17 protein-coding genes are annotated in these 19,730 nt (G+C 68.5%); 6 read left to right on the plus strand and 11 right to left on the minus strand.

Annotated elements, in window-relative coordinates; genetic code table 11:
* Positions 1 to 277 precede the first annotated feature (277 nt).
* On the minus strand, positions 278 to 4,273 hold the full coding sequence (eccCa, locus tag QSK35_RS13095) for a type VII secretion protein EccCa (RefSeq protein ID WP_285745683.1): 3,996 nt from the start codon (positions 4,271 to 4,273) through the stop codon (positions 278 to 280).
* 230 nt (positions 4,274 to 4,503) lie between these two features.
* Between eccCa and eccD the strand changes: the two genes are divergently transcribed.
* From eccD to QSK35_RS13110, 3 genes are all read left to right on the plus strand, one after another.
* Complete coding sequence (gene eccD, locus QSK35_RS13100) at positions 4,504 to 5,904, plus strand: type VII secretion integral membrane protein EccD (protein WP_285745684.1); 1,401 nt, start codon at positions 4,504 to 4,506, stop codon at positions 5,902 to 5,904.
* Complete coding sequence (mycP, locus tag QSK35_RS13105) at positions 5,901 to 7,343, plus strand: type VII secretion-associated serine protease mycosin (protein ID WP_285745685.1); 1,443 nt, start codon at positions 5,901 to 5,903, stop codon at positions 7,341 to 7,343. The genes eccD and mycP overlap by 4 nt, the downstream gene beginning before the upstream one ends.
* Before the next feature lie 112 nt (positions 7,344 to 7,455).
* Positions 7,456 to 7,752, plus strand: coding sequence for an SH3 domain-containing protein (locus tag QSK35_RS13110; protein ID WP_285745687.1), 297 nt, complete (start codon positions 7,456 to 7,458; stop codon positions 7,750 to 7,752).
* A 6-nt stretch (positions 7,753 to 7,758) separates the two neighbouring features.
* Here QSK35_RS13110 and QSK35_RS13115 read toward each other — a convergent pair whose 3' ends face one another.
* The 5 genes from QSK35_RS13115 to eccB all read right to left on the minus strand — a co-directional run bounded on the left by QSK35_RS13115 (position 7,759) and on the right by eccB (position 11,711).
* A complete protein-coding gene (locus QSK35_RS13115) occupies positions 7,759 to 7,905 on the minus strand; it encodes a hypothetical protein (RefSeq protein WP_285745689.1) in 147 nt (48 codons plus the stop codon).
* 101 nt (positions 7,906 to 8,006) lie between these two features.
* Positions 8,007 to 8,354 carry a hypothetical protein gene (locus QSK35_RS13120; protein WP_285745691.1) on the minus strand — a complete coding sequence of 116 codons (348 nt, stop codon included), beginning with the start codon at positions 8,352 to 8,354 and terminating at the stop codon, positions 8,007 to 8,009.
* Between the two features lie 146 nt (positions 8,355 to 8,500).
* Positions 8,501 to 9,538 (minus strand): WXG100 family type VII secretion target, encoded by a 1,038-nt coding sequence (locus QSK35_RS13125; RefSeq protein ID WP_285745693.1) that lies wholly within the window; start codon positions 9,536 to 9,538, stop codon positions 8,501 to 8,503.
* Entirely contained in the window at positions 9,535 to 9,858 is a 324-nt protein-coding gene (locus QSK35_RS13130; protein ID WP_285745694.1) for a hypothetical protein, read from the minus strand. Before QSK35_RS13130 ends, QSK35_RS13125 begins: the two co-directional genes overlap by 4 nt.
* Positions 9,859 to 10,076: 218 nt before the next feature.
* On the minus strand, positions 10,077 to 11,711 hold the full coding sequence (gene eccB / locus QSK35_RS13135) for a type VII secretion protein EccB (protein ID WP_285745695.1): 1,635 nt from the start codon (positions 11,709 to 11,711) through the stop codon (positions 10,077 to 10,079).
* Positions 11,712 to 11,828: 117 nt separating this feature from the next.
* Between eccB and eccE the strand changes: the two genes are divergently transcribed.
* The 3 genes from eccE (at position 11,829) to QSK35_RS13150 (ending at position 15,671) form a co-directional block, all read left to right on the plus strand.
* On the plus strand, positions 11,829 to 13,172 hold the full coding sequence (eccE, locus tag QSK35_RS13140; RefSeq protein WP_285745698.1) for a type VII secretion protein EccE: 1,344 nt from the start codon (positions 11,829 to 11,831) through the stop codon (positions 13,170 to 13,172).
* Positions 13,169 to 13,894: a hypothetical protein gene (locus tag QSK35_RS13145; protein ID WP_285745700.1), complete on the plus strand. Its 726-nt coding sequence runs from the start codon at positions 13,169 to 13,171 to the stop codon at positions 13,892 to 13,894. Before eccE ends, QSK35_RS13145 begins: the two co-directional genes overlap by 4 nt.
* Positions 13,895 to 14,108: 214 nt before the next feature.
* On the plus strand, positions 14,109 to 15,671 hold the full coding sequence (locus tag QSK35_RS13150) for a S8 family peptidase (RefSeq protein WP_285745702.1): 1,563 nt from the start codon (positions 14,109 to 14,111) through the stop codon (positions 15,669 to 15,671).
* 58 nt (positions 15,672 to 15,729) lie between these two features.
* Here the strand turns inward: QSK35_RS13150 and QSK35_RS13155 are convergent, their stop codons facing one another.
* The 5 genes from QSK35_RS13155 to rpsD all read right to left on the minus strand — a co-directional run bounded on the left by QSK35_RS13155 (position 15,730) and on the right by rpsD (position 19,714).
* Positions 15,730 to 16,383: an LppU/SCO3897 family protein gene (locus QSK35_RS13155; protein ID WP_285745704.1), complete on the minus strand. Its 654-nt coding sequence runs from the start codon at positions 16,381 to 16,383 to the stop codon at positions 15,730 to 15,732.
* 82 nt (positions 16,384 to 16,465) lie between these two features.
* Positions 16,466 to 17,248, minus strand: coding sequence for a tRNA pseudouridine(38-40) synthase TruA (gene truA / locus QSK35_RS13160; RefSeq protein WP_285745706.1), 783 nt, complete (start codon positions 17,246 to 17,248; stop codon positions 16,466 to 16,468).
* 53 nt (positions 17,249 to 17,301) lie between these two features.
* Positions 17,302 to 17,859: a 50S ribosomal protein L17 gene (gene rplQ / locus QSK35_RS13165; protein ID WP_285745708.1), complete on the minus strand. Its 558-nt coding sequence runs from the start codon at positions 17,857 to 17,859 to the stop codon at positions 17,302 to 17,304.
* 51 nt (positions 17,860 to 17,910) lie between these two features.
* Positions 17,911 to 18,966, minus strand: a complete 1,056-nt coding sequence (locus QSK35_RS13170; RefSeq protein WP_285745710.1) for a DNA-directed RNA polymerase subunit alpha — start codon at positions 18,964 to 18,966, stop codon at positions 17,911 to 17,913.
* Between the two features lie 142 nt (positions 18,967 to 19,108).
* Positions 19,109 to 19,714 (minus strand): 30S ribosomal protein S4, encoded by a 606-nt coding sequence (rpsD, locus tag QSK35_RS13175; RefSeq protein ID WP_285745712.1) that lies wholly within the window; start codon positions 19,712 to 19,714, stop codon positions 19,109 to 19,111.
* Positions 19,715 to 19,730 lie beyond the last annotated feature (16 nt).

Here is a 19,730-nt window from a genome sequence, read left to right on the forward strand (position 1 = left end):
CTGTCCCCCAACCTCACGAATGGCCGAGTGTAGAGGCCATCGACGACGGCGCCGCGTCATCGATGTGTGAGCGGCATGTGAGCGGGCTGCGGCAGAGTGTTCATCACCGGGGTGACGGTGACATTGAAAGCACTGGGGGATGTCATCGCCGCCACGCCATCCGCGACCTCTCCCTCTTGATCGCGGCCGGCTACCGGTACTGGGGGGCGGTAGCAACACCCCTGCTACCACCAGAAAAGGGCCCGCAACCTGACGGCTGCGGGCCCTTTTCGCGTTCCTAGTCGGGCTGGATCCAGGCGTACTGGATGCGCTGCTGCCCGTGCTTGCGGGTCACCAGCGTGCCCCGGCCCGGAGGCTGCGGCGACGGCTTCAGGTTGCCGACGATGTTGCCCTCCTCCTTCGAGCCGGAACCGATGAAGATCGGCGCCGAGATCTCCTTCAGCTTGCCGAGAACGGGGTCGAACATCGCACGCGACGCACCACCCATGCGGCGGGCGGCGATGACGTGCAGACCGACGTCCTTGGCCTGAGGGATGAACTCGGCCAGCGGCTGCAGGGGGTTCTGGCCACCCTGCGGGGCGACGAGGTCGTAGTCGTCGATGACGACGAAGACCTCGGGGCCCTTCCACCACGACCGGTTCTTCAGCTCTTCCTGCGTCACGTTCGGGCCGGGCATGCGGCCGACGAGCGACGTGCGCACGTCCTTGACCATGTCCCCGAGCTGTGCGGAGGACACGGCGTAGGCCAGCAGGTGGTCCGTGTCGATGAACCCGAGCATCGTGCGGCGGTAGTCGACCAGCAGGATCAGCGCCTCCGAGGAGGTGTAGCTGGTCATGATGCCGCGCACGATCGTGCGCAGGAGGTTCGTCTTGCCGGACTCACCGTCGGCCAGCGCGTAGAAGTGCGGGTCGGCGTCGAAGTCCATGTAGACCGGCGCGAGCTCGTCCTCGTTGACGCCGATCGGCACCAGGCGCCCACGGTCCTGCGGCACCTGCTGCAGGAACTGGTCGTACGGCATGAGATCGGGCAGCATCCGGACCTGCGGCGCGCGCTTGCCGCGCCACGCCGCGTTGAGCTTGGCGCTCAGGTCCTGCACACCGGCGGAGATCGTCGTCGGGTCCTGCACCGTGTCGATGCGCGGCAGACCCGTGAGGGCGTGCAGCTTCTCGCCGGTGAGCAGGCGACCGGGCCGGCCGGGCGGCACGTTGACCGCGACCTTGCGGTCGATCTCGGACTCGCTCGGGTCACCGAGGCGCAGCTCGAAGCGGGTGGCGAGCAGGTCCTTCATCGCCGGCCGGATCTCGGCCCACCGGTTGGCGGCCACGATCACGTGGATGCCGAACGACAGACCCTGCGCGGCCAGCGCCTGCACCTGCGGCTCGACCGCCTCGAACTCCTGGCGGAAGTTCATCCAGCCGTCGACGATCAGGAACGCGTCGCCGAAGTCGTCGTCGGTGATCTTGCCCGCGCGCTTGCGGTTGCGGAACTCGACCATCGAGTCGATGCCCTGCTCGCGCCACCGGAGCTCGCGCTCGGTGATCAACGTCTGGAGCTCGGCCACCATGCGGCGGACCTTGTCGACGTCGAGACGGCCGGCGAAGCCACCGACGTGCGGCAGCGACTCCATCGCGGCGAGCGTGCCACCACCGAGGTCGATGCAGTAGAACTGCGCCTCCTGCGGCGTGTGCGTCAGCGCGAACGACGCGATCATGGTCCTGAGCAGCGTGGACTTACCGGACTGCGGACCGCCGACGACCGCGCCGTGACCGGCGGCACCGGAGAAGTCCGCCCACAGCAGGTCACGCCGCTGCTCGAACGGCCGGTCGACGATGCCGACCGGGATCTGCAGCTTGCCGAGCACCGGGAACGACGGCGACGTGAGGCCACGGTCCTCCGTGACGTCCAGCGGCGGCAGCATCGTGTCCATCGTCGGCGGCTCGTTCAGCGGCGGCAGCCACACCTCGTGCGCGGGCGGGCCCTGGCCGACGAGGCGTTCGACGATCAGCTCGAGCTGGGTCGGCTCGTTGCCCTCTTCCTTCTTCTCCTCGCGGACCGGCTCGGCGGGACGCTCCGGCTCCTTCGGGATCTCGATGAAGTCCGGCACGAAGAACCGCGGCCGCTTGTCGCTGCGCACGGCCACCGACTCGCCCGCGCTCTGCATGCCCGACGGGCGGTACGCGCCCGAGACGTAGAGCGCCTTGAACCTGGTCAGCGGCGAACCCTGCACGCTCAGGTAACCCGAACCCGGGATCGGCGGCAGCTCGTAGGCGTCCGGCACACCGATCGCCGCACGGGACTCCGCCGCGTTGAAGGTCTTCAGACCGATCCGGTACGAGAGGAACGTGTCCAGACCACGCAGCTTGCCCTCCTCCAGTCGCTGCGACGCGAGGAGCATGTGCATCTGCAGCGACCGGCCGACGCGGCCGATCTGGAGGAAGATGTCGATGAAGTCCGGCTTCGCCGTCAGCATCTCGGAGAACTCGTCGATGCAGATGAACAACGCCGGCAGCGGGTCGAGCGGGGCACCGTTCTCACGGGCCTTCTCGTAGTCCCACACGTTCTTGTAGTTGCCCTTCGCCAGCTCTTCCTGGCGGCGGGCCACCTCACCGGCGATGGCGTCCTTCATGCGGTCGACCAGGGTGAGGTCACCGGCGAGGTTGGTGATCGTCGCGGCGACGTGCGGGGCCTTGTCCAGGCCGAGGAACGTCGCACCACCCTTGAAGTCGACGAGGATCATGTTGAGCGCGGTCGACGAGTGCGACGCCAGCAGACCCAGCACCAGCGTCCGGAGGAACTCCGACTTACCGGAACCGGTCGCACCGATGCACAGGCCGTGCGGGCCCATGCCGCCCTCGGCGGCCTCCTTGATGTCCAGCTCGACCTGCTGGCCGTGCTCGCCGATGCCGAACGGAATCCGGTACCGGTCGTGCTTCGGCCGCGGCCGCCAAGCCTGCTGCACGTCGAACGACAGCGGGTCGCCGGGGATGCCCATGAACTCGAGCAGCGGCGGGTTGTTGCTCATCGCGAGCGGGTCCTCGTCGAGGCCACCGACCTCGCCCGCGGCACCCATCCGGTACGGCGAGATCCGCCGCGCGAGCGCCTCGGCCTCGACGATGCTCAGCGAGTCCGGCGCGCCGAACCACTCGACCCCGCTCGCCGAGCGGGCACCGAGCTTGTTGTCCTCGATCACCAGCCGCAGGCCGCGGCGCGCGGTGAGGTTGCCGAGGCACTCGGAGAGGTCGATCAGCGTGACGCCGACCAGGCCCTCTTCCAGGATGATCTGCTCTTCCCGCGTGATGTCACCGTCGTCGATGACGATCACGATGTGCGGCTGGTCGGCCGGCGGGGGCGCGTTGCGGGTGAACCGCTGCCGGTCGCGCAGGTACTCGTCGAGCATCTGCTCGATCTCGGCGAGCGAGTTCGCCATCATGCGGCGCTGGCCGATGCCGTCGATGTCCGTCGGGTGCTGCACGTGCGGCAGCCACTTGCACCACTCCCACAGCTGCTTCGTCCGGCCCGCGGAGACGACCGCGATCAGCAGGTCGTCCGGGGAGTGGAACGTGGCGAGCTGGGCGAGCAGCGCACGGGTCAGATTCCGGCGGTCCTCGATCTCACCGAGCATGCCGACGGCGGCGAAGCCGCGCAGCGCGATGGAGATCGGCAGGTCGGGCACCAGCGAGTGGGCGCGCACGAAACGGCGCAGCGCCAGCGTCGCGATGGGCTCGAGCTCCTCGACGGGACCGGTCTGCGGCGGAACGAGTCTGGTGGCGAGCCGCTGCGAGCCGCGACCGGCGCGCAGGTGGCAGAAGTCCGGGTCGTTCTGACGCCGTTCCCACATGCGCCGCGTGGTCGCCAGCGACCACAGCATCTGCGGGTCCGGGTGCACCCACTCGCGCTCGGCGCGCTGTTCGTCGGCGGCCTCACGCGCACGGTCGCGCATCTGGCCGAGGTACCGCAGGTAGTCCTTGCGGTCCTCGTTCATCTCGGCTTTCTTCTGGCCCTTACCCGAGCCCATGCCGCCGGCCATCATGCCGACCGTCGAGATGAGCATCATGCCCGGCATGATCATCGCCGCCGGGTTGCGCCCACTCGTGGTGAACATCATCGCCATCATGCCGACGGATGCGACGATCATCACGACCGGCATCGCCTTCATCATGACGTTGCCGGGGATGATCCGCGGGACCTCAGGTGGCGGTTCGAGGTGGACCTCACCGCCGGGAGGCCGGGGAGCAGCAAGGCGTGCCGTTCGCTTGAACTGCAGCGTGCTCAACTGACAGGCACCTCTTCGACTCTCGTTACGCCACCAGTAGCAACCGACACTATGGCGCATCGGCGAGGGCTGCGAAGGCGGGTCGGAGAAAAAGCTAAACGAACGTGTTCCGCGAAACTCGGTACGAGAGGGGTCGCTACGGCCATACTAGGGCCGCCCGGCACGCGTCCGACTGGACCAATAGGGTCGGGGACACTGTTATAAGCGCTGATCTGACTTAGGGGGCCCTGGTGGCGACCGGTACGACGGTGTTCAGCCGGGTGACGGTGGTGGCACCTCGCACGCGTATCGACGTCGCGCTGCCTGCCGACGTGGCGGTGGCCGATCTCCTGCCGATGCTGCTGGACATGGCGAGAGAGGCCACTCCGGACGGCGGCGTCCGGCACGGTGGCTGGTGCCTCGCGAAGCTCGGCGACAGCCCGCTCGACCCGGCGCGCACGCTCGCGTCGCTCGGCGTGGTCGACGGCGAGCTGCTGCAGTTGCGGCGCCGCAACGAAAACCCGCCTCCGCCGCTCTACGACGACGTCGTCGACGCGATCGCGGAGTCCAGCCCGGACAGCTTCCGGCCGTGGACCAAGGAAACGGCGAAGCGGTTCGGCCACATCGCGGGCGCGCTCGCGCTGATCGCGTCGGCCGTCGCGGTGTTCCTGTCCGGCCCGGTGTTCAACGGCCAGGGCAGCGCGCTCGCTGCCGCGATCACCGCCGGTGTCGCCGCGGTCGCCACGCTGGCGGCGGGTGCGACGGTCGCCCGTGCTTACGCCGCACCGGACACGGGCGTGCTCATCGCCGCGGCCGGTGCGTTGCCGATGGCGTTCGTGGCGGGCTTCTACATCGTCCCGGGCGAGTACGACCGGCCGAACATGCTGCTCGGCTTCGTGCTCATGATGATCTTCGCGTGGGCGGGCATCCTGCTGATCGGCCACGGTGTCACGGTGTTCGTGGCCGCGGCGACCGGCGCGACGATCGGCGCCATCGCGTACCTCTTCGCGACGCTGATCGCGCACCCGCTCGTCGGCATCGCCGCCGCGACCGGTGCCGTGGCGCTCGCGGCGATGTCCGCACTTCCGCGCGTGACGCTGCAACTGGCGAAGCTGCCGATGCCGACCGTGCCGGGTAGTGCCGAGGACCTCAAGGAGGACACCGGCTTCCCGGAGTACGCGGTGATCGAGAAGCGCACCGCGGTCGCCCACGAGTACATGACCGGCATGATCATCGGCACCGGTGTGACCGCGGCGCTGTGCGCGATCATCGCCGCCGGTGACGGCACGCCGTTCGGCCCGATCTACGGCGTCGCCGTCGCGCTGGTGCTCATGCTGCGCGGCCGGGCGTACGCCAACGGCGCGCAGGCGGTCGCGTTGCTCGCGAGCGGCATGCTCGCCGCGGCGGGGATCCTGATCGGCTGGCTGGCCGAGGCGTCCGCGCTGCACCGCCTGCTGTTCGTGTTCGGCGCGCTGCTGATCCTCGGCGCCGGTGCGCTCGTGCTCGGCGTGATCTTCCCCAACCAGAAGTTCTCGCCGCCGTTGCGCCGCACGGTCGACATCCTCGAGGCGATCCTCATCGCGTCGGTGCTGCCGCTCGCGCTGGCGGTCATGGACCTCTACGTCGTCTTCCGAGGACTCATCGCGGCATGACCACGGTGAAGCGAGTCGCGGCGGTCTCCGCCGCCGCGCTGATGCTGCTGTCCGGGCCGCTCTCGGCGAGCCCGGCGGTGGCGCAGCCGTCCAGCACAGCGAACAAGCCCGAGCGGCCGAACTCGCAGCCGCCGCCCTGGAAGAACGGCTCGCCGCTGCCGCCCGCCGACACCATCGGAAACCCGGCACCGGACGTCGACTACGTGCGCAACAACAAGCAATGCATCGCGCCGAACAACAAGGGCACGACGGTCAACTCACGGCCGTACGGCCAGCTGCGGCTGAACCTCGAGCAGGCGCACCGGTTCGCGACCGGCAAGAACGTCAAGGTCGCGGTCATCGACACCGGCGTGGAGAACCACCCGCGGCTGCAGGGCCGCGTCACCGCGCTCGGTGACTACGTCGGCAAGAACGACGGCAACGGCATGAAGGACTGCGACGGCCACGGCACCGAGGTCGCCGGCGTCATCGCCGCGAGCGAGGACACCGAGACCGACTTCGTCGGCGCCGCACCGGAAGCGAGCATCCTGGCGATCCGCCAGACCAGCGACCGGTTCGAGTTCAAGGGCACGCCGACCCAGGAGGCCCGTCCGACCGCCGGCAAGATCCGGACGTTGGCGCAGGCGATCGTCCAGGCGGCGAAGTCCGGCGCGGACGTCATCAACATCTCGCTGACGAACTGCGCTCCACCCAAGACGTTCGGGGCGGACGACGAGATGCTGCAGGGTGCGATCAAGTACGCGGTGGACGTCGAGAACGTCGTCATCGTCACCGCGGCGGGCAACCTCAGCGCCGAGCAGGGCGCGGGCTGCAGCGCGCAGAACGACAACACGGACCCGGACAACGTCAAGGTCGTCGCCTCCCCGCCCTGGTTCGCCGACGACGTGCTGTCCGTCGCGTCGATCAACGAGGGCGGCATCGTCTCGGACTTCAGCGTGTGGGGCCCGTGGGTCTCGATCGCCGGTCCGGGCGAGGGCATCGTGACGCTCGACCCGAAGGGCACCGGGCTCACCAACGCGAACCTCAACCCGGAGAACCAGCAGCTGGCGCCGATCCGCGGCACCAGCTTCGCGTCGCCGTACGTCGCGGGTGTCGCGGCCCTGGTGCGCGAACGGTTCCCGGAGCTCAACGCCCGTCAGGTGATGTACCGGCTGAAGGCGACCGCGCAGCACCCCGGCAACCCGAACGGCCGGGACAACAAGATCGGCCACGGCATGGTCAACCCGATCGCCGCGCTGACCGCCGTGATCCCGTCGGAGAAGAAGGGCGCCACGCCGCCCAAGGTCGCCGCGCTGACCACGCAGGTCAACCCGCCGGGGCAGAAGAACTGGAAGCCGATGATCGTGGCGCTCGCGGGCACCGCCATCGGCGTCAGCATGCTGCTGCTCACCCTGTTCGTCATGCACACGGTGAACCGCAACCGGCGGCGTCCAGCCTGATTCCGAGCACCTGACTCACCAACTTCGGCGGTCTGTTTGCACACCGTGGCAACCAGACCGCCGATCGGATGATCCAGCAATCGATTGTCAACACCGAGGGGGGAACCTCGTAGTGCGCAAGTACCTCATGGCGACACTGGCGGCGGTCGCACTGAGTGCGACGCTGGTGGCTACACCTGCGAACGCGGCATCGTTCGACACCTGCGTCAAAGATGACGGCACCCGCTACCGAACCGGTCCGGGCACCGGTTACACCGCGTTGGGCATCGTCAACCGCGGCCAGAAGATCACCGTCACGGGTACTGCCATGGGCGACAACCCCGTCGACGGCATCTGGTGGGCGAAGGGCGATCTGTGGGGCGGCAGCACCGGGGTATGGATTAGGAACGACCTCTTGGAGTACTGCTGACGCGGACTAGCGGGCAAGCGCGACGCTGCCGAAGATCACGCCGCTGACCACGCAGGTCAACCCGCCGGGGCAGAAGAACTGGAAGCCGATGATCGTGGCGCTCGCGGGCACCGCCATCGGCGTCAGCATGCTGCTGCTCACCCTGTTCGTCATGCACACGGTGAACCGCAACCGGCGCCGTCCAGCCTGATCGCAGAACAACGAAAACTGCCCGTGCGACCTGAATCGCACGGGCAGTTTTATTTTTGCGACGATCAGCGCTGGTAGTTCACGAAGCACTCGGAGACGAATCCCCGGACGCCGGTGCGGCGATCGATGATCTCGTCCCACGTCTGGTGGCGCCGCCCGTTGCCACAGTCGACGTCGTCACCACGGGTCGAGGTGCAGATGTCAATCTTGTGGCCGATGTAGCCGACACCGTTGACCCCGAACCCGACGCCGGGTCCGGAGCGGATGTTCACGCCATTGGTGTTGAAGTCGGCATCCCAGTACTGACCACAGGGCAGGGCGGCACTGGCCTCGCCGGCCTGCGCCATCGAGGTCGCCCCCAGCACGAGCAGACCGGTAGCCGCCAGCAAAACGGTACGAGAAATAACCCGCATTGTTGTTCCCCCAGAAACAGTTTCGACATTCGACGCGGGTACGTCGCGCAACGAACGTAGCACCGAATGGCCTAACGGGCCCGGCGAAAAACTTGATCTTGAATGTGATTCAAGTCGCGACATTCGGAGGTTTGGAACGCGAAAAGTCAGTCCTCGCCGATGACCTTGGGGCTGGCCTTCTTCGGCTTGCCGAGCAGGTCGTCCACGGAACCGGTGAGCTGCTGCTTGCGCTTGTGCTCCTTGTCGCCGCCCTGCTGGCCACCCATGGCGCCACCCATCATCGGCCCCATCATCCCGCCCTGGCCGCCGGCACCCTGCGGGCCACCGGCCGGTCCCGTCGCGGCGGCCGCCGCCGGATGCGCGGCGGGCTCCGGCGCGTGGTGCGGCTCCTGGACGGCGGTGCTGCCACCGGGCTGCATCTGCTGGTGCGACTCCGGAGCACCACCACTCAAAGCGGCGCTGATCGAGCCGCCACCGCCGTGCGCTCCGCTACCCCCACCGACGCCGGCGGCGGCCGTCTTCGCAGCCTCAGCGGGCTTCTCAGGAGTCTGAGCGGGCCCCTTGGGCGCGGCGGGCGGCGTGTAGGACCAGTTCGTCTCCGGGTAGCGGTGCTTCATGGTCACCGCGCCGAACCCACCGTCCTCACCGGACAGTCCGTCGCACAGCTTGAGGAACGCCTCCAGCACGTCGCGCGCGGACTCGAAGAGCTCCCGCACGGGCGTGCGCAACTCCTCGACGTGCTTGACCACCGCGTGGTCGCCGTCGAGCGGCAACGCCGCCGCACCGGAAACGGACTCCGCCGCGTCGGCCAGCACCCGGCCCATGTCGCGCACGATGTCGCGGACGGTGTCCGCGGTCTCCTCCAGCGCCTCGGCCATGGCGGTCATCGCGTCGGACATGTCGGTGCCGGCGAGCCCGACCGTGCGCATGTGTTCGACGAACGACTCCGCGTCGCGGCCCTGCCATGCGGCGTCGACGCTGCCGAGCGGACCGGCCACGTGCTTGGTGACGGTCTCGGTGACGTGCGCGGCCTTGCGCCAGCGTTCGGCCTCGGCGCGCAGGTCCGCCCAGTCGCCGACGAGCGGGTCGAAGTACTCCTCGACGAGGTCGGCGACCCCGACCCGGCGGCTCACCCGCGACAGGAAATCCAACTGGGGCGCGAACTCCGCGGCGATCTCCTTCATCGGCGATCGGCCTTCTTGATCCGCGCCAGGCTGTCGTCCTCGTGGTGGCCGTAGTGCTCGGCCACGTCGTGCAGTCCCTTCGCCGCCGCGGCGAGCACCTCGCACGCGCGGCCGAGCTGTCCGTTCAACAGCTCCGCCGCCCGTGCGTAGCCACGTGCGCTGCCGAGCGAACGGCCGATCTCGCCGAACGACTCGGGCCGCAGGGGTGAGTGCTTCATCGCGTCGCGCACTCGCCGCAGATCGTCGGCCGCGTGGTCGACTCTGTCCGCATAGGACTCGAGCCAACGAGGGTCGATCTCGATCCGGCCTGACTGAACCACGGCTTCCCCCTTACAACGGTCGGCACCTGTGACGGTGCCGACCGGCGGCAGGTTCCCTAGTGGCGTGGCTCGCAACGTTGCCGTGGGAATTCGCGCTCAGATGGACGCATCGGGGTGCCGGCGCCGCGTCCTCATCCTGGTTGGCTGTGGACGTGGGGCCGGTGCCGCGAGGCGTCCCGCTGAGCGTGAATTCACCGCCAACGTTGCGTGTCACGCCACTAACTGCCCTGTTGCTGCGTGGGCAGCTGACCCGCGTCCTTCGGCACCGGGATGGCGTCGTAGCTGCGGATCGCGTCGTTGCGGTTGAGCTGTGGCCCGTTGGGCAACAGCCGCAGGATCGACTCCGGTGCGGGCGGGAAGTCCGCGACGTTGCCGAGCCCGAGCGCCTCCGCGGTGCCCTTGTCCGGCACGCCGTACTTCACGCCGCGGCCGGTCACGATGTGGATCGGCCCCTTGCCGAAGTCGGTGATGTTCTGGCTGCCGCGGACCACCGCGGTCTTGCCGGGCACCATCACGAACTTGTTCACGATCTCACCGGTCGAGCCGACCTGGTTGATCGCGACCGGCACGGCGTCCTTCGAGACGGGCAGCCCGGCGCCGAGCGTCACCTTGGTGTTCTCGGACTTGTTGCCTTCCTTCACGTTGTCCGCCCGCCAGCCCAGGCACACCACCGTGTTGTTGGCGTTCGGCTCGAGCACCGTCGGCACCTTCGCCGGGTACTCCTCGAGCTTCAGCTTCTTCTTCGGCTCCAGGTGGTTCGCCACCGCGGCCGCGGTCACCTCGCGGATCGTGGTGCCCGTGCCCTGGTAGGTGAACTGGATGAGGTCGCCGACCGCGGGCTCCACGTGCTGCAGGCCGTCCTCGAGCACGACGAAGTACTCCGAGGCGCCGGTGCGGTTGACCTCGACGACCTCACCGATCTTGACGCTGGCGCCCTCGATGTAGCTGGCCGGCGAGCCCTGCTTCGGGATGATCGGCGCCGACAGCGGCGCGACCTCGGGGATCGCGTTGAGCAGGCCGTTGCTGACCGCCCGCGGCGGCTTGTTGCTCAGCTTGAGCGCCGCCTTCACCGGGTCCTTCTTCAGGTCGACCTGCGCACGCACGGTGGTCGACGAGATCGACGTGAGGCTGTCCGGCTTCTTGTAGATCAGGTACGCCTTGTCGTTCGTCTTCGACTGGACCAGCAGCGCGTTCTCGCCGTCCAGCAGCTGGTCACCACCCGCGACGCCGGCGATGACCGTGGTATCGATCTTGTTCGCGATCGACGGGTTCTTGCGGAACTCGTCGAGGTCGAGGGTGTCGCAGACGGACCACTCGGCGCCGATGCGGTTGCTCGGACCCGGCAGCACGTCGGGCGCGTCCGGGATGCCGGTCAGCCGGCCCTTCGGCATCTTGGCCAGGGCGGCCTCGCTGACCAGCTTCGGCGTGCCGCCCGCGACGGCCACCTCACCGCTGGTGCCGCCGGCCGCGGCGGAACCGCCGTCCTGCGTGCCGCCCGCACCGCCCGCGTCCGGGTTGCTCTTCTGGTACCAGAGCAGCCGCGCCGACGCGAGGTTCGTCATCGGGATCAGCTGGTTGGGGTTCGTGCTGACCACGTAGACCTGCCCCGTCTCCTTGGAGATGGCGATCTGCGTGTCGCTGTCGAGTCTGGGTTGCGGCTTGAAGAAGCCGAACACCAGGAACCCGAGCAGCCCGACGATGCCCAGCAACACACCCACCGCTGTCGCGCGCGAGTGGTTGCGCATCGGGTCGTGCAGCATGACCGCGTCTCTGCGGACAAGTGCTGACTGCATCCTCCGCAAGACGAATCGGTAGGCCTGGACCTGTGACTTGGTGGTGGGTGTTGATGCCATTCTCGGCTCGCTGCTCTCCCAGTCGCGGTACGGTTCGGCAGGATAGCCGGACGCAGGTTGCTCCGTGGGCCGGTTCGCCAAGCCCACCGACCGTCGAGGGGAAAGAGACCACAACGGATGTCCGTGACCACTCCACATCCGCCACGGCCGAACCCGGGAATGCAGCGGCCGCCCGGTCCCGGTGGTCCGCCACCTGGACCGACGCCTCCACCTCGGCCGGTCGGGCGTGTCCGCCGCAGAACCGTTGGTGCCAGCCTGGGGTCGCTTCCCGTCGCGAACCTCGTCGTCATCGAGATCGGTCTCGCCATCGGCCTGATCCTGCTCACCATCGGCGGCGTGAAGAACGTCGTGATGCTGGGGATCGCGGGCGGTGTGTTGTTGATCGCACTGATCCTCGCTTTCACCCGATCGCGTGGTCGTTGGTTGACCCAGTGGATCGCGCTGACGCTGCGGTACAACTTCCGCGGCCACGGCCGCACGGCCAAGCGGTCCGCCCCGCCGGAGCACCAGCCCGGTGAGGACGAGGCCTCGGTCATCGGCCCCGACGACCCGCGCGTGGCGTTGCTGCGCCTCGCGATCCCGGACCTCGTCATCGCGAAGGGCCAGGACCACGAACGGCGGCCGCTCGCCCTCTCGTGGCACGACGGCGTCTGGACCGCGGTCCTGCTGGTCGACCCGACCCCGCCGCTGATCAGCCCGGTCGGCGCGGCCCCCTCGCTGCCGCTCGGCGCACTCGCGCCGTGCCTCGAGGACCGCGGCGTCGTGCTCGACGCGATCTCGGTCATCTGGCACTGCTACCCCGGCAGCGCGGCGCTCCCACCGAACGCTCCGGCGCAGATGAGCTACCTCGAGGTGCTCGGCGGCCTGCCGGCCGCGGCGCGCCGCACGACGTGGATCACGGTTCGGCTGGACCCGAAACGATGCGCGGCCGCGATCCGGGAACGTGGCGGCGGTGTCGTCGGCGCCCACCGCGCGTTGATTGGCGCACTTTCCCGCGTCCGCAACGCGCTGGAGTCCGCGGGCGTCACGATCCGTCCGCTCGACTCGGACGAACTGCTGCGCGCGGCGATCTCGGCGGCCGAGTTCACCGGTGTCGCCGGCACCACGAACCCCGTGTCGCTGCGGGAGAAGTGGGGCGGCGTGACGGCGGGTGGCGTCGGTCACGCGACCTACGCGATCACCGGCTGGCCGTCGAAGGGCTTGCGCAGCAACCTGAACGCCCTGACCGGCGTGCGGGCGCTGTCGTCGACGCTGGCGCTGTCGATCTCGCCGTCGCGTGAGGACGGCCAGGTGTCGTTGCGCGGTCTGGTGCGCGTGAGCGCCCGGACGCCCAGCGAGCTGGAGCGTGCGGACGACCAGCTGGAGAAGATGGGCGACAAGCTCGACATCACGCTGACCCCGTTGCGCGGACAGCAGCTCGCGGGTCTCGCGGCGACCCTGCCGCTCGGAGGTATGGCATGAGCTCGGCCCGACTGATGGACAGCCAGGGGCAGAACAGCGTCGCCCCCGAGTTCCTGGTGTCACCGTCCCTTTTGGACGTGGTGAGCCCGAGCGGTGACCGCGGCGGCATGATGCTGGGCGCGGGCATGCAGGGCGAGCCGCTGACGATCTCGGTGCTCCGCCCGGTCCCGACGAGGATGGTCGTGGTCGGCGGCCTGTATCTGGCGCGCCAGATCGCCTTGCGCGCCATGGCCACCGGCGCGTTGATCATCATCGCGACCGGACGCCCGCAGGCGTGGCAGCAGATCCAGCGCGCCGCGGGCAGCGGTCCCGACGGCCGTCCGTCCCCGCTGGTGCAGCTGCGCAGGCTGACCCCGGCCGACCTGCCGAGGCCGACCGAGGACATGCCGCTGCTCGTCGTGCACGACGGCGGTCACGTGCCGCAGGAGCTGTTCCCGCCGCGTTCGCCGTGGCAGACCACGATGTACGTGCTGCCGTACCTGCACCCGCAGGCGGCGAGCACCGCGAACACCGCGGATCTCGTGCTGCTGCAACGACTTCCGCACGGTCAGACGCAGCTGGCGTCGCAGATCTGGCGGCTGCGTCCGCAGATGGCGCAGCAGCTGACGACGTTGAAGGACGACCAGGTGATCGCGCTCGGGCAGGACCTGTGGCGGCCGCTGCGGCTCGTCACGACGCCGGGCGAAACCCAGATCCTGGGACAGGTTCGCCGAGGCGATTAGCGTCTCTATGCAACGATGTGCCCCGGACATCCCTTGTCCGGGGCACATTTTTCTTTGCCCGTCCAGGGTGCCAGCGAAGCAATCCCTTAACAGCCAAGGGAAAACTGTTGAGCCGACGTTCGTCGGTTGTTTCGTGGGACTTCTTGCGTCACACCTCGAGTCGCAACTAGTAAACGTTTATCTGCACGACCCTGCGACGAGGGAGCACCCCGCTATGAGGGAAGTTCGCGCATCATGGGCCAGGAGAGTGGCCGGAATCGGTCTGGCTGCGGGCACCGCGCTCGCGCTCAGCACGGTCTCCGCCACCGCTGCCCCAGAGGGGGAGATTCGCGGCCTGGGGGCCTCGAACGCCATCAAGGACAACTACATCGTCGTGCTGAAGGACGTCAGCGCGTCGAGCACGGACAGCTTGAGCGCCAAGTACGACGCGAAGATCACGCACCGTTACTCCGCCGCACTGCGGGGTTTCTCGGCGACCATGTCGGAGCAGCAGGCGAAGCGGCTCGCCGCGGACCCGAGCGTCGCGAGCGTGTCGCAGGACGGCGAGGTGAAGATCTCCGACACGCAGTCGCCGACACCCTCGTGGGGTCTGGACCGCATCGACCAGGCGGCGCTGCCGCTGAACAACTCGTACACGTACCCGAACAAGGGCACGGGCGTCACCGCCTACATCATCGACACGGGTATCCGTGCGTCGCACAGTGAGTTCACCGGCCGCGTGCTGCCGGGCAAGGACCTCGTCGACAACGACGACGACCCGGCGGACTGCCAGGGCCACGGCACCCACGTCGCGGGCACCGTCGGTGGCACCAAGTACGGCGTCGCCAAGGACGTGAAGCTCGTCGCGGTCCGTGTGCTGAACTGCCAGGGTTCCGGCTCCTACGCCGGTGTCATCGCGGGCATCGACTGGGTCACCGCGAACGCCGTGAAGCCGGCCGTCGCGAACATGTCGCTCGGTGGTGGCGCGAACGACCAGGTCGACCAGGCCGTGCGCAACTCCATCGCGGCCGGCGTGACCTACGGTCTCGCCGCGGGCAACGACTACGGCGGCAACGCGTGCAACACCACCCCGGCCCGCACGCAGGAGGCCATCACCGTCGGCGCGACCGACCGCACCGACGCCCGTGCGACCTACTCGAACATCGGTACCTGCCTCGACATCTTCGGACCGGGCACGGACATCACCAGCTCGTGGCTGACCGATGACAACGCCACGAACACCATCAGCGGCACCTCGATGGCCACCCCGCACGTGGTGGGCGCGGCGGCGGTCTACCTGAGCTCCAACCCGACCGCGACGCCGCAGCAGGTCCGCGACGCCCTGGTCGCCGCCTCGGTCGACGGCGTGGTCACCAACCCCGGCACCGGCTCGCCGAACAAGCTGCTGCAGATCACCGGCTCCGGCGGCGGCAACCCGCCCACCGGCTGCGAGGCGCAGACCAACGACACCGACGTGGCCATCCCCGACGCGGGTGCGGCCGTGACCAGCAGCATCACCATCAGCGGCTGCAGCGGCAAGGCGTCCACCGCCGCCACGGTGAAGGTCGCGATCAAGCACACCTGGCGCGGTGACCTGTCGGTCGAGCTCGTCACGCCGTCCGGCGCCGTGAAGAAGCTCAAGGTGCAGAACGGCAGCGACGGTGCGGACGACATCAACGTGACGTTCCCGCCGCAGAACCTGTCGGGCGAGAACGCCAACGGCACCTGGACCCTGCGCGTGCAGGACTGGTACCGCCAGGACACCGGTTTCATCGACTCCTGGACGCTGGACGTCTGATCCGCTGAACGCCCGACCCGGAAGCCCCCGTTCCCCCGGACGGGGGCTTCGCTCTGGGTCAGGAACCCTGGTTCAGGCAGTAGGTCACCTTGATCTCCGGGTACGCCAGCGCCTTGCCGACGTTCGGTCCGCAGGCCGCCGTGTCGACGGTGTCCTTGAGAACCGTGGCCTTCACGACGAACGGGGAGCAGTCCATCTTCGGGGTTTCGGCCGAGATCCCGGCGACGCTGAAGTTGTAGCAACCGCCGTCCTCGAACACCGGGATCAGGCAGAGCTTGAGGCTGCCCTTGGTGTACTTGGAATAGTTCTCCGCGCAGCCCGCACCGGACTCGGGCGCCTTGGCGATGACGTAGTTGCCCTTTCCCGACGCGCAGTCCACCTTGTCGAACGCCGGGTTGATGGACGAGCCGGTCATCGAGACGCATTCCCCCGCCACGTACTTCGGCGGCGCGGACGTCGTCATCGTGAATGTGGGCATGTCCGTCAACGTCACGGCCGGCAGGCTCTCGGAGTCGCTCGGCATGTGGTGCAGCGCCACCCGCACGGCAAACGCGATCACGATCACCGCCGCGAGGAGCCCCCCGAGGATGACCCCGACGGACGACGACTTCTTCGGTGGTGGCGCCGGCGGGATGTAGGCCGGCGGCATCGGTGGCTTGCCCTGGGGACCGCTCGGCGGTCTGTACGGGTTCTCTTCAGGCGGAACGGTCACGACAGCCCCCAGCTGCTCGACGTGGAGTGAGGAACGCCGGAACAGCAGTCCCCCCAGACTGCCTCTCAGTCTAAGGAGCAGGTCAAAGCGTGCGGACGTTGCGGGTGACCTCGGCGCGCGCGGCGAGATCGGCGTCCGCCGGGTAGTCCACGCGCACGAGCGACAGGCCGTGCGGAGGCGCCACGGTGACCTGGCTGGAGCGTTCGTGCAGCGACAGCAGGCCGGCGGGCCAGGATGCCGGTTTGCGGCCCTCACCGACCGCCAGGAGCGCGCCGACGAGCGATCGCACCATCGAGTGGCAGAACGCGTCCGCGGACACGTGAGCGGTCAGCACAGCCCCGTCACGCACCCACTCCAGGCGCTGCAGCTCACGGATCGTCGTCGCGCCCTCGCGGCGTTTGCAGAACGCGCAGAAGTCGTGTTCCCCCAACAGGAGGGCGGACGCCTCGTTGATCGCGCCGAGGTCGAGCGGGCGGGGCCAGGCGAGGGTGTCCAGGCGCCGCAACGGATGCGCGCCGAACGGCGCGTCGGTCACGCGGTACTCGTAGTGCCGCCGCAACGCGGAGAACCGCGCGTCGAACTCCGGGGGCACCACCCGAGCGGTGAAGACCCGCACGTCGGCGGGCAGGGCGCGCGCCAGCCGGTTCGACAGCGCGGCGACGTCCACTGTGGACGGAAGGTCGGCGTGCGCGACCTGACCGGACGCGTGCACGCCCGCGTCGGTGCGGCCGGCGACGGTCAGCTGCACGTCCTCGCGCAGCACCATCGACATGGTGTCCTCGAGCACGCCGCAGACGGTCCGGCGTTCCGGCTGGCGGGCCCAGCCGGAGAAGTCCGTGCCGTCATAGGCGAGGTCGAGGCGCACACGAACGAGCCCGCCGTCCCCATTGGGAACGACGGGCTCGTCAGCGGTTCGAGTCAGGACTCGTCCTTCTTGGCCTCGCCGGCCTCGTCGGACTTCTCCTCGGCCTCGACGGCCTCGGCGGTGGGCTCACCGTCGACCTCGACCGCGTCCTCGGTCGTCTCCTCGACGACCTCGGCGGCGGCCGGAGCCTCGGCCTTGACCTCGTCCTTGGCGAACTTGGTCTTCTTCGCGGCCTCGGCCTCGGTGGAGACCAGCTTCTGCGACACCAGCTCGATGATGGCCATGGGGGCGTTGTCGCCCTTGCGCGCCAGCGTCTTGGTGATGCGCGTGTAGCCACCGTTGCGGTCGCTGAAGAACGGGCCGATCTCGGCGAACAGCTTGTGCACGACGTCCTTGTCGCGGATCACCTTCATGACCTCGCGACGGTTGTGCAGGTCGCCTGCCTTCGCCTTGCTGATCAGCTTCTCGGCGTACGGCCGCAGCCGCTTCGCCTTCGCCTCAGTGGTCTTGATCCGGCCGTGCTGGAACAGCGCCGTCGCCAGGTTGGCGAGCAGCAGCCGCTCGTGCGCCGGAGACCCACCGAGCCGGGGACCCTTGGTAGGGGTGGGCATCGCTTGCTCCTGTAGTAACTAAAAGAGATCCTCTGCTCAGGGGCCTGAGCCTCAGAGCTGCTCGGTCTCCGCGTAGTCCTGACCGTCGTCGTGGTGGTCCAGACCGGAGTCTGCACCCCACGCCTCGGACGGGTGGTAGTCCGAAGCGGCGGCGGAGGGGTCGAACCCAGGAGGGCTGTCCTTCAGCGCGAGGCCGAGGCCGACGAGCTTCATCTTGACCTCGTCGATCGACTTCGCACCGAAGTTGCGGATGTCCAGCAGGTCCGCCTCGCTGCGCGAAACCAGCTCGCCGACGGTGTGGATGCCTTCCCGCTTCAAGCAGTTGTAGGACCGGACGGTGAGGTCCAGGTCCTCGATCGGCATCGCGAACGCGGCGATGGTGTCCGCCTCAGCGGGCGACGGGCCGATCTCGATGCCCTCGGCGTCGATGTTCAGCTCGCGAGCGAGGCCGAACAGCTCAACCAGGGTCTTACCCGCGGAGGCAACCGCGTCCCTCGGGGTGATCGAGGGCTTGGTCTCCACGTCGAGGATCAGCTTGTCGAAGTCGGTCCGCTGCTCGACACGAGTCGCCTCGACCTTGTACGTCACCTTCATGACGGGCGAGTAGATCGAGTCAACCGGGATGCGACCGATCTCGGCACCGGCCTGCTTGTTCTGAACCGCCGGGACGTAGCCGCGACCGCGCTCGACGACGAGCTCGATCTCCAGCTTGCCCTTCCCGTTGAGGGTGGCGATGTGCAGGTCGGGGTTGTGCACGGTGACACCGGCCGGGGGCACGATGTCGCCGGCGGTCACCACACCGGGACCCTGCTTGCGCAGGTACATGGTCACCGGCTCGTCCTCTTCGGACGAGACGACGAGCTCCTTGAGGTTCAGGATGATGTCGGTGACATCCTCCTTCACGCCCGGAACCGTGGTGAACTCGTGCAGCACGCCGTCGATGCGGATGCTCGTGACAGCAGCACCGGGGATCGACGAGAGCAGCGTGCGGCGGATCGAGTTGCCGAGGGTGTAACCGAAGCCCGGCTCCAGCGGTTCGATGACGAACCGGGAACGGGTCTCGGCGACCGCATCCTCGCTGAGCGAGGGGCGCTGGGAAATCAGCACTGGGTTCTTCCTCTCCTAAACGACGCCCGCTATTTGACGCCGTCAAGACGCCAGTCGCGGAGACTGGCAAACGCTTGCGGCGCACCCTTCGCGCCGCAGCGGGACCCGACCGGAGGGACGGCGAACCGCCCCTCCGAGAGGATCACTTCGAGTAGAGCTCGACGATGAGCTGCTCGGTGACAGGCGTGTCGATCTGCGCGCGCTCGGGCAGCTGGTGCACGAGGATGCGCAGGTTCGAGGGAACGACCTGCAGCCAAGCCGGAATCGGGCGCTCACCGAAGGACGCGCGCGCGGCCTCGAAGGGCAGCGTCGGCATGGACTTCGGCTTCACGTCGATGATGTCGAACTTCGACACCTGGTAGCTCGGGATGTTCACCTTCTGGCCGTTGACCAGGAAGTGGCCGTGCGCGACCAGCTGACGAGCCTGGCGACGCGTGCGAGCGAGGCCCGCGCGGTACACCACGTTGTCGAGGCGAGCCTCGAGGATCTGGAGCAGGTTCTCACCGGTCTTGCCCGGACGACGAACCGCTTCCTTGTAGTAGCGGACGAACTGCTTCTCGAGGACGCCGTAGGTGTAGCGAGCCTTCTGCTTCTCCTGGAGCTGCAGCAGGTACTCGGACTCCTTGACCCGGCCACGGCCGTGCTGGCCGGGCGGGTACGGACGGCGCTCGAACGCCTGGTCCCCACCAACGAGGTCGACCTTGAGGCGGCGCGAGATACGCGTCGCAGGTCCCGTGTAACGAGCCATTAGTTCTTACTCCTCC

The organism is Lentzea sp. NBRC 105346 (genome assembly GCF_030269605.1).
Classification (GTDB): domain Bacteria; phylum Actinomycetota; class Actinomycetes; order Mycobacteriales; family Pseudonocardiaceae; genus Lentzea.